This is a genomic window from Rhodoplanes tepidamans, from assembly GCF_030813915.1.
Taxonomy (GTDB): Bacteria; Pseudomonadota; Alphaproteobacteria; order Rhizobiales; family Xanthobacteraceae; genus Rhodoplanes; species Rhodoplanes tepidamans.
The window spans coordinates 164838-180577 of the sequence record NZ_JAUSUJ010000010.1 but is presented as its reverse complement, the minus strand read 5'-3'; the positions used below and the strand labels follow the sequence as shown (position 1 = coordinate 180577).

Below are 15740 nucleotides of genomic sequence, written 5' to 3'. Positions count from 1 at the left end.
TCACGGTCGGCGGCCTTCCTACAGCATGATCCCGAGAGGTGGTTTCCGGCTCTCGGGACGGATCATGCGCGAAGCAAGGACCGTCACCGCCGGCCCGGAGCCCCGATGTACACCGTCACGCTCGGCACTCGCCGCTACACGTTTCCCGACCTGAAGACGCTGCTGGCGAAGGCGACGTCGGCGCGCAGCGGCGACGTGCTGGCCGGGATCGCGGCCGAGACCGGCGAGGAGCGGGTCGCGGCCCAGATGGCGCTCGCCGACCTGCCGCTCGCGACGTTCCTCGGCGAGGCCGTCGTTCCTTACGAGGGCGACGAGGTCACCCGGCTGATCCTCGACACGCACGACCATGCGGCCTTCGCTGCCGTCTCGCATCTGACGGTCGGCGGCTTCCGCGACTGGCTCCTGTCGGATGGCGCGACGACGCCGGTGCTGGCCGCATTGGCGCCCGGCCTGACGCCCGAGATGGTGGCCGCCGTGAGCAAGTTGTGCCGGCTGCAGGACCTGATGGTGATCGCGGCGAAGTGCACGGTGGTGACGCGCTTTCGCTCGACCATCGGCCTGCCGGGCCGGCTGTCGGTGCGGCTGCAGCCGAACCACCCGACCGACGACCCGCGCGGCATCGCCGCCAGCATTCTCGACGGGCTGCTGCTCGGCGCCGGCGACGCCGTGATCGGCATCAACCCGGCGACCGACTCGCCGGAGCGCACCCGGACGCTGCTCTGCATGCTGGAGGAGATCCGCCAGAAGCTCGACATTCCGACCCAGCACTGCGTGCTCGCCCATGTGACGACGACGCTGGATCTGATCCGCGGGGGCACGCCGGTCGATCTCGTCTTCCAGTCGATCGCCGGCACCCAGGCGGCGAACCGGAGCTTCGGCATCGACCTCGCGCTGCTCGACGAGGCGCGCGACGCGGCGCTGTCGCAACAGCGCGGCACGGTCGGCGACAACGTCATGTATTTCGAGACCGGGCAGGGCAGCGCGCTGTCGGCGAACGCCCATCACGGCGTCGACCAGCAGACCCTGGAGGCGCGCGCCTACGCGGTGGCGCGGCGCTTCGCGCCGCTGCTGGTCAACACCGTGGTGGGCTTCATCGGCCCGGAATATCTCTACGACGGCAAGCAGATCACCCGGGCCGGCCTGGAGGACCATTGCTGCGGAAAGCTGCTCGGCGTGCCGATGGGCGTCGACGTCTGCTACACCAACCATGCCGAGGCCGACCAGGACGACATGGACGCGCTGCTCGCCCTGCTGGTCTCTGCCGGCGTCACCTTCGTGATGGGCGTGCCGGGCGCCGACGACATCATGCTGGGCTATCAGAGCACCTCGTTCCACGACGCGCTTGCGATGCGGGATCTGCTCGGCCGGCGGCCGGCGCCGGAGTTCGAGGCGTGGCTCGCCCGCCAGGGCCTTCTGGATGCCGCCGCCCGCATCCGTCCGGGCACGCTTCCGAACCATTTCCGTGCGCTGCTGCCGGCGTGACGCCATGACCCGTCGCGACATCGACGATCGAGACTCCGAAGCCTGGGCCGCGCTGCGAAGCCTCACGGCGGCACGCATCGGCCTGAAACGCGCCGGCGCGTCGCTGGCGACGGCCCCGCTGCTCGATTTCCGGCTCGCCCATGCCCGCGCGCGAGACGCCGTGCAGGCGCCGTTCGAGCAGGCTCGCCTGCACCGTCGCCTCGCTGAAGCCGGACCGTCAGTCCTGAGTGTCGCGAGCGCCGCCGCGGACCGGCGCGCGTATCTGATGCGGCCCGATCTCGGGCGCCGCCTGTCCGCCGATGCCGAGGCGATTCTGGCGCCGCGTGCGGCCGCGTGGGATCTCGTTCTCGTCGTCACCGACGGCTTGTCGGCGCAGGCGGTCGAGCGGCACGCCGCTCCGGTGCTGGCCGGCCTGCTGCCGACGCTGACGGCCGAGGGCTGGCGCGTGGCGCCGCTGGTCGTTGTGCGGCACGGACGGGTGGCGGTCGGCGACGCGGTCGCGACGGCCCTGGGCGCCGACAGCGTCGTGGTGCTGATCGGCGAGCGGCCCGGCCTGTCGTCGCCCGACAGCATGGGGGCGTATCTCACCTGGCGGCCGCAGCCCGCCACCACCGACGCCGACCGCAACTGCCTGTCCAACATCCGAGCCGACGGCGTTCTGCCCGCCGCGGCGGCCGTCACGCTGATGCATCTCTTGCGCGCGATGCGAGCCCGTCGTCTCTCGGGCGTGCGGCTCAAGGACGAGTCCGACGCCGTGCGGGACGACCGCGCCGGCGAGGCGAAGATCAGGTGACGCGAATCTGCGTGAGGCCGGGATCGGTCTCGTGTAGCGCGAGCAGGTTGTTGCCCATCGGGAAGACCTGATAGCCGAGCGCCGCGAGCCGGTCGCGCAGCGCGGCCTCGTCGGACTTGATGGCCTCGACGATCACCTGCGGCCGGCACCGCCGCAGCGTCTCGTCGGCGCCCTTCAGCACCTCGAGCTCCATGCCCTCGACGTCGATCTTGAGGAGGTCGAGCCGCTCCGGCGACAGCCCGTCCAGTGCGAGCAGGCGCGTCTCGACGCCGTGGCCGTCGGCGTAGTCGATCTCCTGCCCAATGAACTCGGTCGTCTCGCGTTTCCTGATCTCCAGGCTGCCGAAGCTCGACGGGACGAGGTAGTTCGGCTGTGGCACCGTGATGCTGCCGTCCTGCGCACCCACGGCCGCCCACACGGCGCGGGCATTGAAGCAGTTGTTCATCGTGATGTTGCCGGCCAGCGCGTAGAAGATCCGCTCCTGCGCCTCGAAGGCCAGCACCTCGCCCCAGCCGTGCATGGCCTTCGCCCACTCGATCGTGTGGACGCCGATGTTCGCGCCGCAGTCGATCGCCACCACGCCGTCGCCGAAATACTGGCGCCGGAGCTGCAGAAGCTTGACCGCGATGTCGACCTCGTCGGGATCGTAGACGGAGCGCTGCAGAAGCTGGAACCCGACGCCGATGCCGCCGCCTTTCACCAGCCGGTAGTCGTGACGGTTCACCAGCATGGTGCCGTGAGCGGTCGAGACGATCACGAAGGCGGTCGGGCGGGCAGCGGAGGTCATGGTCGGGCGGCCGGCAGGAGAAAAGGGGGGGCTGGGGTGATACGGCCCGGTGTCCCGGACCGGGCGGCACAAACAAGGCAGGCGCCGCCTCATGCCGGTCCATGTCCTGCGCGATACAGGGCCGGCACCACAGGGAGAGCGCAGCATGATCGATCGACGCCGTTTCGCCGTGACCGCAGGCCTCGCGGCGCTGTTCGCCGGGGCCGCGCCGGCGGTTTCGCGCGCTGCGCCGGGGGCCGAGGGGATGGCGGCGGCCTTCGCCCGCATCGAGCGCGAGAGCGGCGGGCGGCTCGGCGTCGCCGTGATCGACACCGGCTCGGGCGCGCGCAGCGGCCACCGGGCGGACGAGCGCTTCGCGATGTGCAGCACCTTCAAGGTCCTGGCCGCCGCCGCCGTGCTGGCGCGGGTCGACGGCGGCCGCGAGACGCTCGACCGCCGCATCGCCATCGACCCGGCGGCGCTGCTCGAGTGGGCACCGCTCACCAGGCCGCACGCCGGCGGCGAGATGACGGTCGAGGCGCTCGCCGAGGCCGCCATGGTGATGAGCGACAACACCGCGGCGAACCTGCTGCTCGCCGCGCTCGACGGCCCGGCCGGTCTCACCGCCTGGGTCCGCACGCTGGGCGACGCCGAGACGCGGCTCGACCGCACCGAGCCCGCCCTCAACGAGGCGGTTCCGGGCGATCCGCGCGACACCACGACACCGGAGGCGATGGCCGACGACATCCGCAAGCTCGTGCTGGGACATGCGCTGTCGGGCGCGTCGCGGGACAAGCTGACCGGTTGGCTGGTCGGCAACCGCACCGGCGATGCCCGGCTGCGCGCCGGCCTGCCGAAGGACGTCCGGGTCGGCGACAAGACCGGCTCGGGCGAGCGCGGCACCACCAACGACGTCGGCCTGTTCTGGCCGCCCGGCCGTGCGCCGCTCGTCGTCGCGGCCTATCTCACCGAGTGCACAGCGCCGCCGAAGGCGCGCGACGCGACCCTCGCGGCGGTGGCGAAGGCCGTGGCCGCGAGCCTGTAGGGTGGACGAAGCCGCGCCGAAGGCGCGGCGCCCACGCCGTCCGGCGTCTATAGACGAGGCCGGGTGTCCGAGTCCGAGAGCGTCGACGGCGCGGGCACGGCGCGTTCTGCGCCTGTGCCCGTCCTGCGACACGATGACGGCCGGCTTCAGCCGTAGAGCGCCTTGTTCTGGTCGCGCAGCACGTTCTTCTGCAGCTTGCCCATGGTGTTGCGCGGCAGCTCGTCGACGAACAGCACGCGTTTGGGCAGCTTGAACTTGGCCAGCCGGTCCTCCAGCGCGGCGATCACGTCGCGCTCGGTGAGGGACGCGCCCGGCTCCTTCACCACCACGGCGGTGACGCCCTCGCCGAAGTCCGGATGCGGGCAGCCGATGACGGCCGACTCGACGACGCCGGGCAGGAGGTCGATCTCGCTCTCGACCTCCTTCGGATAGACGTTGAAGCCGCCCGAGATGATCAGATCCTTGGCGCGCCCGACGATGTGGACGTAGCCGCGGGCGTCGATCATGCCGACGTCGCCGGTGATGAAGAAGCCGTCGGGGCGGAACTCGTCCTTGGTCTTCTCCGGCATGCGCCAGTAGCCGGCGAACACGTTCGGGCCCTTCACCTCCAGCACGCCGACCTCGCCGGCCGGCAGCACCTCGCCGCTGCCGGGATTGGCCACCCGCACCGTGATGCCGGGCAGCGGGAAGCCGACCGTGCCGGCGATGCGCTCGCCGTCGAAGGGGTTCGAGGTGTTCATGCCGGTCTCGGTCATCCCGTAGCGCTCCAGGATGGCGTGGCCGGTCTTGGCCCGGAACTGCTCGTGCGTCTCGGCGAGCAGCGGCGCCGAGCCCGAGGTGAACAGCCGCATGTGGGCGGTCGCCTCGCGGGTGAGGCCCGGGTGCTGGACGAGCCGCACATAGTGGGTCGGCACGCCCATCAGGGTGGTGACGCGCGGCAGCAGCGCGATCACCTGGTCGGCGTCGAACTTCTGCAGCCACAGCATGCTGCCGCCGGCGAGCATCACCGTCATGGCGGCCGTGAACAGGCCGTGGGTGTGATAGATCGGCAGCGCGTGCAGCAGCACGTCGGCGTCGGAGAAGCGCCAGTAGCCGACCAGCGTGTCGGCATTGGAGCCGAGATTCCGGTGGGTCAGCATCGCGCCCTTGGAGCGGCCCGTGGTGCCCGACGTGTAGAGGATGCAGGCGAGGTCGTCCTCGGCGCGGCCGACGTCCTCGAACGCCTCCGGCGCGGCGGCGGCGAGCTCGGCGAGCGAGCCGCGGCCGTCGGCGTCGAGCGTGTGCAGGGCGGCGCCCCGCAGCTCGGCGATCGGCGCGAGCCCGTCGCGCCGGCCCGGATCGCAGACGACCAGCTTCGGCTCGGCGTCGCTGACGAAATACTCGACCTCGTGCGTCGTGTAGGCGGTGTTGAGCGGCAGGTAGACGGCGCCGGCCCGCATCACCGCCAGGAACAGCATCAGGTTCTCCGGGCTCTTCTCCACCTGCACGGCGACCCGGTCGCCGGGCGTCACGCCGAGCCGCACCAGCGCATTCGCGAGCCGGCCGGTGCGCGCCAGCATGTCACCATAGGTGATCCGCTCGCCCGAGGGCGTCTCGATCAGCGCCTTGCCCTGCGACGGGATGCGGCTGCGGAGAAGGGCGAACAGGCTTCCGGACATGGGCGGTTCCAGGCTCGTTTCCAGGGTGGTTGTTGGTGCGGCGCCGCGGCCGGGCGCGCCGCGGAGCGGCCGCGCGTCCGACGGTCGGTCCCGAGGGCCGCCGACGTTATTTTCGCGGCGGCGCACGGGTCAAGGGCGGCGACGGCGGGCGCTGCCCCGGCTGGCCTTCGCTGCGCACGGTGCGTATCGCGAGGGCGCCGGAGAAACGGACGAATACAATCGTCGTGGCGCGACACGATGTAGAAAAATACGGAAACAAAAATGCAGATTTGGAACGGCTTTCGTAATTGTGCAAAGAGTCGTAATAAAAATTGGTCTCTTTCATGAGCGAAAACATTCCGACTTCAAAAACGCCGATCCATTTTATGGAGATGAACTGAGAAAAATCGGACCGGAACCGCTGCGCTCCCCGTATGACGGTTGTCACTGTCAGCGCGTGCCCCGCGTCGCCCCTCCGCCGCAACCGCGGCATCGGACAGCCGCCGGCCGCGCACAAAGGAGAGACGGATGTCCGTGTCCAGCGTCGGCTCGACCGACACTTCGGCGATCGCCGATCTGATGAAGCTGCTCCGCACCAGCGCCACCGAGTCGACCGAGTCCGACTCCTCGTCCACCACGTCCACGACGTCGAGCAGCGCGACGACGTCGAGCACGTCCACCACCTCGACGTCGTCCAGCGAGACGACGTCGCTGTCCAGCGCGCTGATGTCGCTCCTGCTGTCGGCCCAGGAGGACGAGAGCGCCACCACCACCGCGACGACCGCCACCGAGGAGGCGATGCCGCCGCCTCCGCCGCCGTCCGAGGAGGAGATGGCCGAGTCCATCGTGTCGACGCTCGACAGCGACGGCGACGGCGCGATCTCCGAGAGCGAGCTCGAGACCTTCGTCACCGAGAACGGCGGCACCGCGAGCGACGCCGAGGCGATGCTCGAGTCGCTCGACACCGACCGCGACGGCTCGGTGAGCACCGACGAGCTGTCGAGCCAGCTCGAGAGCCTGCACGCCTCGATGCAGGGCCCGCCGCCTCCGCCGCCGTCAGACGCCACCAGCAGCACGTCGACCAGCAGCACGACCGCGACTGCGGCCTGAGCGGCGCGTCGTCGCCGCGGGGGCGCCGCCACGGGGCCCCCGCGATCGCCGACGCGGATCGGGCGCGTACGGCTCCGGTCCGACCGGCCTTTTGCGCTCCGGCCGGAGGCTCGCCTAAGCTGATCTCCGGTCGGGATGGAGACAGCAGCATGCCGTGGCTCGGCACCGATGACGGAAACGGCGACCGGACCGACGACGACGCCCTGTCGGTCGCGGCCCTGCTCGCCGGCGCGACGCGGGCGCGGTCCGATCCGGCGCAGGCCGAGGCGGCCGTGCACGCGGCGCTCGCCGCGGCGCCGGACAGCCTGGAGGCGCGGCTCGCCGCCTACCGGTTCTATTTCTACGATCACCGTCTCGCCGAGGCGCTGCCGCACGCCGCCGCCATCGTCGAGAGCATGGCGCGGCGGCTCAACATCGCCACCGACTGGCGGCTGGTGGAGCCGGACGACGCGTCGTTCGCGGCTCCGGAGGAGGCCCCGGGCCTCTATCTGCAGGCGCTGCTCGCCTGGGGCTATGCCAGCCTGCGGCTCGGTGACGTCGAGGCCGGGATCGCGGCGCTGGAGAAGGTCGTCGCCCTCGATCCGGCCGACCGCTTCGGCGCGCGGCGGGTGCTCGCCGTGGTGGCGGCGGACGAGGCGGAGGAAGGATAGAGCTCGCGCCGTGGCGCATCCGCCTCACCCGCCACCCGCGCGAGGACGCGGATGGCGACCTCTCCCCGCGCGCCGGGAGAGCTGACGGCACCGCCTCACGCCGTCGTCGAGGCCTCGACCTTCTTCTCCGGCTCCGCTGCGGCCGGTGCGGCCGGTGCGGCCTCGGCGGCGGGCTTCGGCGTGTCGTCCGGGCTCGGGCCGGCCGCGGCCGTCTCCGGCTTCGGCAGCGCCTTCGCGTCCGCCTTGCCCTCCGCCTTGCCCTCCGCCTTGCCGTCCGCCTTCGCGGCCTTGGCGTCGGCCTTCTTGTCGGAGCTCTTGTCGCCGCCGATCAGCTTGGTCGGGACCAGGGCGCGCGGCGGCTTGGCGAGCTTCCTCACCGCATTGGCGGCGATCACGGTGCGGCTCTCCGCATAGGCCTCGTGGTTCTGCTCGATCTCGCCGAGATCGTAGAGATAGTTGACCATCAGGCCGTAGGACTGCTCGCGGCCGCGGGTCGAGAGGTCGGCCGGCCAGTCGAGCCGCTCCAGCCGCGCGCCGTTGCCGAGATGGAAGCGGGCGACCGAGTCGACCGGCCGGCCGCGGCGGTCGCGGGCGTTCAGGTAGTAGTTGGCGGCGGCGCGCAGCATCGGGTCGCGCACCTCCTCGAGCGTCGCCTTGTTCTCCCACCAGCCGTCCTCGTCGAGGCGGGCGAGGGCGATGCGGTCGGCCTCGCTCAGCAGCGAGGCCTCGGCGGCGCGCTCGCGCTTGAGCCAGGAGGCGAAGTTCGGCGCCGGCGACAGCGTCACGTAGGTGGAGAGCCGCGGGAAATCGCGCGAGATGTCGGCCACCACCTGCTTGATCAGGAAGCTGCCGAAGGAGACGCTGGCCAGCCCGCGCTGGCAGTTGGAGATCGAGTAGAACACCGCCGTGGTGGCGCGCTCCGGATCGATCGGCTCCCGCTCGGTGGCGAGGATCGGGCCGATGGCGCCGGGAATCTCGCGGGTCAGCGCCACCTCGACGAAGATCAGCGGATCGTCGACCAGGGCCGGATGGAAGAAGGCGTAGCAGCGCCGGTCCGGCGGGTCGATGCGGGCGCGCAGGTCGTTCCAGTCGCGGATCTGGTGCACGGCCTCGTAACGGATGATCCGCTCCAGCACGGCGGCGGGCGTCGACCAGTCGATGCGCCGGAGCACCAGGAACCCGCGGTTGAACCACGAGGCGAACAGGTGGCGGAAGTCGGCGTCGATCGGCTCGAGGTCGGTGCGGCGCGCCATGGCGGCGAGCAGGTGCTCGCGCATGCGCACCAGCGAGGCGGTGCCGTGCGGGGCGAGGTTGAGGCGGCGGAACAGCTCCTGCCGGCGCGGCTCGGTGGCGAGGTGCAGGGCGTGCGCCGTGGCGTCGTTCGGATCGGCCTGGAACGCCTGCACGGCCTTGCCGAGCCTGGCGTGGTCGGGCCCGAAGCGCGTCGCCAGCGCCTCGAAGAAGGCGATGCGCGGCCCGGTCTTCAGCTCCTCGTAGCGCTGCAGGATTTCTCGCGCCAGCGCGGTGCCCGACGCCTCGCCGCGGCCGGACAGCAGCGCCTCGCACAGATCCGCCAGGCTTTCCGAGTGGACCTGGCCCAGCGGCTCGCGCCGGCGCTCCAGCAGGTGGCGGCCGCGCTCGCTGATCGTCTGCAACAGCTCGCCGAAGAACGACGTGTTCATCTGCCTCGTCCTGTTGGCCCCGCGGCCGCCCCGAAGGACCGGAGGTGGACGGCCGGAGGCGGATGTCCATCCGCAACATAGCAAGGGCGGGGCCGAAAATCACCCCGCGGCGCGGCACGGCAGTGTCGCGCGGCCGGACGGAACCGTCACGGAGCGGCCGTAATCCGGGGTGGCTCCGCTCGTCCCCGCGACGGCGGGGACCCGGGGGCGACACGGCGGACAAAAACCCGGATCCCCGCTTGCGCGGGACCGGGCGGAGTTCGGGGGCCGGTCCGATGTCCGCTCACCGACCTCCGCTCACCGGCCTCCGCTCGCCGGCCCCATCAGCGCGTCAGGCAGCCAGGTGGCGATCTCGGGGAAGACGCAGAGGATCAGGAGCGCCACGACCATGGCGCCGACATAGGGGATCGAGCCGAAGAGCACGGTGCGGGTCGGAATGTCGGGCGCGATGGCGTTGACGACGAACAGGTTGAGCCCGACCGGCGGGGTGATCAGCCCGATCTCCAGGTTGATGGTGACGATGACGCCGAACCACACCGGATCGAATCCCGCATTGGTGATGATCGGCAGCAGGATCGGGCTGGTCATCAGGATGATGCCGGCCGGCGGGATGAAGCAGCCGGCGACCAGCAGGAACAGGTTGATCAGCAGCATCAGCACCCAGCGATTGACCTCGGCGGCGGCGATCGCCTGGGCCAGCGTCTGGGTGATGTAGAGCGAGCTCAGCATGTAGCCGAACAGCACGGCGGTGCCGATGATCATCAGGATCATCACCGACTCGCGCGTCGTCTCCCGCAGGATGCGCCACCAGTCCTTCGGGCTCCACATCCGGTAGATCGTGACGGCGAGCACCACGCACAGCGCGGCGCCGACGCCCGCCGCCTCCGACGGCGTCGCGATGCCGCCGTAGAGCACGACCATGACGCCGACCACGATGGCGAGGAACGGCGCCACCTTCGGGATGGAGGAGAGCTTCTCGGCCCACGAGTAGCGGAACTCCGGTGCGTAGGCGCGAAACCCCTTCCACCAGATGTAGAAGATGGTCCACGCCATGAACAGGCCGGTGAGCAGCAGCCCGGGCATCACGCCGGCCAGGAACAGGCGGCCGATCGAGGTCTCGGTGGCGATGCCGTAGAGGATGAAGGTGATCGACGGCGGGATCAGGATCCCGAGCGTGCCGCCGGCGCAGATCGAGCCGGTGGCGATCTCGGCCGGATAGCCGCGCTTGCGCATCTCCGGGATGCCCATCTTGCCGATCGCCGCGCAGGTCGCCGGCGACGAGCCGGTGAGGGCGGCGAACAGCGCGCAGGCGCCGAGATTGGAGACGACGAGCCCGCCCGGCACCCGGTAGAGCCAGCGGTCGAGCGCGACGTAGAGGTCGCGCCCCGCCGGCGAGGAGCCGATCGCCGCGCCCATCATGATGAACATCGGGATCGACACCAGGGTGAAGTCGTGCAGGCCCGAATAGAGCGTCTCCGCGACCACCGAGAGCGAGTCGGCGCCCTGGAACAGCACCAGGAAGACGACCGCGACGGCCCCGAGCGCGAAGGCGACCGGGGCGCCGGTGAGCAGCACCAGGATGGTGACGACGAGGACGATGGCGCCCTGCGTGGCGGGGCTCATATGCCGCCCTCCAGCGGCGCCTCGAGACCGAACGGCCGCGCCCGGCCGGTGAGAATCTCGGCGAGGTCGGCCAGGTACTGCAGCGTCAGCACGCCGAGGCCGATCGGCATCGCCGCGTAGGGAATCCACATGCGCACGCGCCACATCGATTCGGAGACCCAGCGGTTCTCCCACGCCTCCAGCCAGAACATCGCGGTCAGCACCGTCGCGGTGGCCACGAAGGCCAGCGACAGCACCGTGGCGACGACGGCCAGCCACCAGCGGCCGCGCTCGCCGAGCGCCAGCGGCAGCACGTCGACGGCGACGTGGCCGCGGGTCATCAGCACGTAGGGCGCGCCGATGAAGGTCGCGCCGACCAGGCTGAAGGTGACGAAGTCGGTCTGCCAGATGGTGTTCTGGTTCAGCACGAAGCGCACGAACACCATCTGGCAGACGACGACCACGGCCGTGGCCGTCAGGGCCGCGGCGACGATCCCGCAGACGAGCGAGAGGCCGCGCACGGCCCGGATCGCGACGTTCATGAGACTCCCCCGGGACACGCGTCCCGCCCCCGTGGAGCCGGCCGGCGGCGCCGGCCGGCTGTGTGGCTCACTTCACCGCGAGCGCCTGGTCGATCAGCGCCTTGCCGTCCGGGACCTCGCTGGCGAACTCCTTGTAGGAGCTCTCCTGGGCGACCTTCAGCCAGGCGTCGTACTCCTCGGCCGTCAGGGTCGCCACCTCGACATTGTTCTTCTTGAAGGTGTCGATCATCTGCTCGTCGAGCTTCCTGGTCGCCTCGTTGAAGAAGGCTTCGGCCTTCTTGCCGGCGGCGAGCAGCGCCTCCTGCTGCGGCTTGGTCAGCCGGTTGAAGCTGCGCTTGGACATCAGCACCGGCTCGTACATGAACCACAGCGCGTTCTCCCCGGGCGCCGTGATGCACTTCACCTGCTCGTAGAGCCGGAACGACACGAAGCTGCCGGTCGACGTGTCGGTCGCCTCGGCGACGCCGGTCTGCAGCGCGTTGTAGACCTCGTTGCTCGGGATCGAGACGATCGAGCCGCCGGCCTTCTGCCACATCGACGCGAAGGTCGGCCCGGCGGAGCGGATCTTGACGCCCTGGATGTCCTCCGGCCTGCGCACGCACCCCTTCTTGGAGGCCACCGCGCCGGCGAGCCAGGCGTCCGCCAGCACGATCACGCCGGCCTTGTCGATCTTGGCGCGGATCTCCTTCATGAAGGGCGAGTCGTTGAGGCGCTGCGCCCGCTCGTGGTTGCGCACCAGGCCCGGCATCAGGGTGGCGCCGAAGGCCCGCACCTTGCCGCTGGCGTAATCGAGCGGGAACGAGGAGATGTCGAGCTGGCCGTTGACCAGCGCGTTCCACTGGTCGTTCGGCTTGAACAGGGAGGCGCCCGGGAAGACCTGGATGTCGAGCCCGACATTGGCGGCCTTCGCCTCGCGGGCGATGATCTGCACCATCTCGTCGCGGGCGTCGCCCTTGCCGCCGGGGAACTGATGCGACGCGCGCAGGGTCGCCTGCGCCGAGGCCGCGTCCGGAAGAGCCGCCAGCGGCGCGGCCGCCACGGCAGCCGCCAGCACGAGGCTGCGATACCACTCCATTGCATTCCTCCCAGGATCTTATTTTTTGTCGTCTTGATCGAAACGCGTGTATGGAACGGCATGCGCGGCCGCTTGTCAAAGCGGAACGCACGGAAGAGTGCGCGACCCGGTCCGGTCCTCCGCCGGCACGCCGGCGGTATCGCGGGGCCGAGTCGCGGGATGCGAGGGGAGGTCGGATTGACGGGGGCCGAGGCGGCCGTGACGGCGGACAACGGGACGGTGCGGGTGCTCTCCACCCGGGCGACGCGGGGCGTGCTGGAGGCGCTGGTGCCGGCCTTCGCGCGCGAGACCGGGCTCACGGTCGACATCGACTACGGCGCCACCAACGAGCTGATGCCGCGCATCGCCGCGGGCGAGCGCGGCGACCTCGTGCTGCTGACGCGGGCGGCGCTCGACGGGCTCGCCGCCGAGGGCGTGGTCGATCCGCAGAGCCGCGCCGGGATCGCCCGCGCCCTGGTCGGCATGGCCGTGAAGGCCGGCGCGCCGCGGCCCGACATCGCGACCGTCGAGGCGCTGGTCGCGGCCCTGCGCGCCGCCCGCGCGGTCGCCTGGTCGCAGACCGGGGCGAGCGGGCTGCACTTCGCCCGCGTGCTCGCCCGGCTCGGGATCGCCGACGAGATCGCCGCCAAGGCGGTCGTGCGCGACGGCTTCACGGGCGAGCGCGCCGCCTCCGGCGAGGTCGAGCTCGCGATCCAGCAGATGAGCGAGCTGATGGCGGTGAAGGGCATCGACATGGTCGGTCCGCTGCCCGAGGCCGTGCAGGAGGTGACGGTCTTCGCCGGCGGCGTATTCGTCGCCGCCCGCAATCCGGCCGGCGCCCGGGCGCTGCTCGCCCGGCTGGTGTCGCCGGAGGCGCGGAGCGCGCTCGAGGCGAGCGGCCTGTCGGCGCTGTGAGCCGATTTCACCTCCATCCAACGCGAGAAAGAGAGAAGAGCCGATGAGGGCTCCCGCCGTCGACGGCGACACGCCGGGTCTCCGCCATCTGGTCACTGCGCTGGCGCTCCTGTGGCTCGCCGGCACCGGCCTGCGCATGACCATCCTGTCGGTGCCGCCGGTGATCCCGATGATCCGCGACGACCTCGGGATGTCGGCGACCGACATCGGCATCCTGACCGGCATCCCGTCGGTGCTGTTCGCGCTCGCCGCCATCCCGGGCTCGCTCCTGATCGCCAAGTTCGGGGCACTGAAGACGCTGCTGATCGGCCTGCTCGCCACCGCGGCCGGCTCGGCGCTGCGCGGCGTCGCGCCGGACGTCTGGCTGCTCTACGGCGCCACCGTGGTCACCGGGTTCGGGGTCGCCGTGATGCAGCCGTCGCTGCCGCCGCTGGTGCGCACCTGGCTGCCCGACCGCATCCCGTTCGGCACCGCCGTCTACGCCAACGGCCTGCTGGTCGGCGAGGTGCTGCCGGTCGCCCTGACGCTCCCGGTGCTGGTGCCGCTGCTCGGCGGCTGGCGGGCGAGCTTCTTCGCCTGGGCGGTGCCCTGCGTCGCGATCGCGCTCGTCGTCGCCGTGCTGGCGCCGCGCGGCGCCGGCGGTGCGGCCGCCGTGGTGACCGGGCGCAAGTGGTGGCCGGACTGGAGCAGCGGCCTGCTGTGGCGGATCGGGATCATGTTCGGCACCGTCAACGCCCAGTACTTCACCACCAATGCCTTCATCCCGGACGTGCTCACCCGTACCGGGCGGCCCGACCTGATCAGCCTGACCCTGACGGCGCTCAATCTCGGCCAGATCCCGGCCTCGCTGCTGCTGCTCGTCTTCGCCGGGCGGCTGGTGCGCAAGGTGTGGCCGTACGTCGCGGCGGGTCTCGTCTCCTTCGTGGCGCTGCTCGGGCTGATGTACGGCTCGCCCACCGTGATCGTGATCTCGTCGGTGCTGATCGGCCTGTGCGACGCCAGCGTGCTGATCCTGATCTTCGCGTTGCCGTCGATCCTGGCGCCGCCCGAGGACGTCCACCGCCTCGCCGCCGGCATGTTCACCATCAGCTACTCCTGCGCCGTGATCACGCCGGTGCTGTCGGGTCTCGCCTGGGATCTGTCGGGCGAGCCGCTGGCCGCCTTCGTGCCGATCCTGATCGGCGCCCTCCTGCTCGCCGTCCTGGCGCCGAGCGTCACCGGCATCCGCCACCACGCGGAGGAGGGGAGCTGAGAGACCGACGATGACGCTGCCACGATCCGCGCGCCGCGGAAGCCCGCGACTTTCTTCCGCCCCACCCCTCCCCCGCACGCGGGGGAGGGGGCAGGCTGCGGCGAGCCGCGACGGGCTCGCCACGACACTGCGGTCGACCCGATCGAAGCGTGGCCGCGACTCCAGCGGTCCCTTCCCCGCGTGCGGGGGAGGGACAGGGAGGGGGAAGCCCGGAGTTCGGCGCGGTCGTTCTGTCGTTCAGGGCTCCCGGTCGCCGTGACCCAGATCGTCCGCTTCGCGCCCAGCCCGAACGGGCTCCTGCATCTCGGCCACGCCTTCTCGGCCCTGCTGAACGCGGCGCGGGCGCGGGAGACCGGCGGGCGGTTCCTCCTGCGCATCGAGGACATCGACGTGTCGCGGTGCCGGCCCGCATACGAGGCCGCCATCTCCGAGGATCTCGCCTGGCTCGGCCTCGCCTGGGAGACGCCGGTGCGCCGCCAGTCCGAGCACTTTTCGGACTACCGGGCGGCGCTGGCGACGCTCGACGCGCTCGGGGTCCTCTATCCGGCGTTCGAGAGCCGGGCCGAGATCGCCCGCCTGGTCGCGGCGCGCGAGGCGGCGGGGCCGTGGCCGCGCGATCCCGACGGGGCGCCGCTGTATCCGGGCGACGCGAAGGCTATGCCGCCGCCCGAGCGGGCCGCCCGCATCGCCCGCGGCGAGCCGCACGTCCTGCGGCTCGATCTTTCGGCGGCGCTCGCCCGGCTGGGGCCCGCGGCCGAGACCCTGGCGTTCGAGGAGCGCGGCGAGGGGCCGGACGGCGAGACCGGCCGCGTGCCGGCCCGGCCCGAGGCCTGGGGCGACGTCGTCGTCGCCCGCAAGGACGTGCCGGCGAGCTATCACCTCGCCGTCGTGGTCGACGACGCCGCCCAGGGCGTCACCGAGGTGGTGCGCGGCCGCGACCTGTTCGCGGCGACCTCCATCCACCGGGTCCTGCAGGCGCTGCTCGGTCTGCCGGCGCCGGCCTACCGGCATCACCGGCTGATCCTCGACGCGGAGGGCCGCAAGCTGTCGAAGTCGACCCGGGCGACCGGGCTGTCCGAGCTGCGCGCCGCGGGGCTGACGCCGGCCGATGTCCGCCGCCTGATCGAACCGATCGCCGCGCCCGCGCACCCTTGATCGGATGGGTCCGCGCGTGCAGGAATGGGACGATTGTCGTTCCTCGGCGGACCGT

The 15740-nt window shown here is 71.5% G+C and carries 14 protein-coding genes and 1 pseudogene; 8 read left to right on the top strand and 7 right to left on the bottom strand.

Annotation, left to right across the window (positions count from 1 at the left end; translation table 11 throughout):
• Positions 1 to 105 precede the first annotated feature (105 nt).
• Positions 106 to 1482: an ethanolamine ammonia-lyase subunit EutB gene (locus tag J2S22_RS13975; protein WP_272779086.1), complete on the top strand. Its 1377-nt coding sequence runs from the start codon at positions 106 to 108 to the stop codon at positions 1480 to 1482.
• A 4-nt stretch (positions 1483 to 1486) separates the two neighbouring features.
• Positions 1487 to 2275, top strand: a complete 789-nt coding sequence (eutC, locus tag J2S22_RS13970) for an ethanolamine ammonia-lyase subunit EutC (RefSeq protein ID WP_272779087.1) — start codon at positions 1487 to 1489, stop codon at positions 2273 to 2275.
• On the opposite strand, the gene J2S22_RS13965 is transcribed toward eutC, so the two are convergent.
• Positions 2268 to 3062 (bottom strand): FkbM family methyltransferase, encoded by a 795-nt coding sequence (locus J2S22_RS13965; protein WP_272779088.1) that lies wholly within the window; start codon positions 3060 to 3062, stop codon positions 2268 to 2270. The genes eutC and J2S22_RS13965 overlap by 8 nt on opposite strands.
• Positions 3063 to 3207: 145 nt before the next feature.
• Between J2S22_RS13965 and bla the strand changes: the two genes are divergently transcribed.
• Positions 3208 to 4086, top strand: coding sequence for a class A beta-lactamase (bla, locus tag J2S22_RS13960; protein ID WP_272779089.1), 879 nt, complete (start codon positions 3208 to 3210; stop codon positions 4084 to 4086).
• A gap of 146 nt (positions 4087 to 4232) precedes the next feature.
• Here bla and J2S22_RS13955 read toward each other — a convergent pair whose 3' ends face one another.
• Both J2S22_RS13955 and J2S22_RS13950 read right to left on the bottom strand, forming a co-directional pair.
• Positions 4233 to 5744 (bottom strand): malonate--CoA ligase, encoded by a 1512-nt coding sequence (locus J2S22_RS13955; RefSeq protein WP_272779090.1) that lies wholly within the window; start codon positions 5742 to 5744, stop codon positions 4233 to 4235.
• Positions 5745 to 6088: 344 nt separating this feature from the next.
• Positions 6089 to 6568, bottom strand: a complete 480-nt coding sequence (locus J2S22_RS13950; RefSeq protein WP_272779091.1) for a hypothetical protein — start codon at positions 6566 to 6568, stop codon at positions 6089 to 6091.
• Here J2S22_RS13950 and J2S22_RS13945 point away from each other — a divergent pair.
• The gene (locus J2S22_RS13945) at positions 6555 to 6833 is read left to right on the top strand and encodes an EF-hand domain-containing protein (RefSeq protein ID WP_272779092.1); all 279 of its coding nucleotides are present in this window, start codon (positions 6555 to 6557) and stop codon (positions 6831 to 6833) included. The two genes, J2S22_RS13950 and J2S22_RS13945, sit on opposite strands and share 14 nt — an antisense overlap.
• 149 nt (positions 6834 to 6982) lie before the next feature.
• On the top strand, positions 6983 to 7483 hold the full coding sequence (locus J2S22_RS13940) for a hypothetical protein (RefSeq protein ID WP_272779093.1): 501 nt from the start codon (positions 6983 to 6985) through the stop codon (positions 7481 to 7483).
• Between the two features lie 359 nt (positions 7484 to 7842).
• Here J2S22_RS13940 and J2S22_RS13935 read toward each other — a convergent pair.
• From J2S22_RS13935 to dctP, 4 genes and pseudogenes are all read right to left on the bottom strand, one after another.
• Positions 7843 to 9165: pseudogene (locus J2S22_RS13935) on the bottom strand (malonyl-CoA decarboxylase); the annotation flags it as partial.
• A 297-nt stretch (positions 9166 to 9462) separates the two neighbouring features.
• Positions 9463 to 10788 (bottom strand): TRAP transporter large permease, encoded by a 1326-nt coding sequence (locus tag J2S22_RS13930; protein WP_272779094.1) that lies wholly within the window; start codon positions 10786 to 10788, stop codon positions 9463 to 9465.
• Positions 10785 to 11309: a TRAP transporter small permease gene (locus J2S22_RS13925; RefSeq protein WP_272779095.1), complete on the bottom strand. Its 525-nt coding sequence runs from the start codon at positions 11307 to 11309 to the stop codon at positions 10785 to 10787. The genes J2S22_RS13930 and J2S22_RS13925 overlap by 4 nt, the downstream gene beginning before the upstream one ends.
• Before the next feature lie 67 nt (positions 11310 to 11376).
• Positions 11377 to 12384 carry a TRAP transporter substrate-binding protein DctP gene (gene dctP / locus J2S22_RS13920; protein WP_272779096.1) on the bottom strand — a complete coding sequence of 336 codons (1008 nt, stop codon included), beginning with the start codon at positions 12382 to 12384 and terminating at the stop codon, positions 11377 to 11379.
• A gap of 177 nt (positions 12385 to 12561) precedes the next feature.
• Here dctP and J2S22_RS13915 point away from each other — a divergent pair, with 177 nt between their 5' ends.
• The 3 genes from J2S22_RS13915 (at position 12562) to gluQRS (ending at position 15685) form a co-directional block, all read left to right on the top strand.
• A complete protein-coding gene (locus tag J2S22_RS13915) occupies positions 12562 to 13278 on the top strand; it encodes a substrate-binding domain-containing protein (protein WP_272779097.1) in 717 nt (238 codons plus the stop codon).
• A gap of 43 nt (positions 13279 to 13321) precedes the next feature.
• On the top strand, positions 13322 to 14530 hold the full coding sequence (locus J2S22_RS13910) for an MFS transporter (RefSeq protein WP_272779098.1): 1209 nt from the start codon (positions 13322 to 13324) through the stop codon (positions 14528 to 14530).
• Between the two features lie 255 nt (positions 14531 to 14785).
• On the top strand, positions 14786 to 15685 hold the full coding sequence (gene gluQRS, locus J2S22_RS13905; protein ID WP_272779099.1) for a tRNA glutamyl-Q(34) synthetase GluQRS: 900 nt from the start codon (positions 14786 to 14788) through the stop codon (positions 15683 to 15685).
• Positions 15686 to 15740 lie beyond the last annotated feature (55 nt).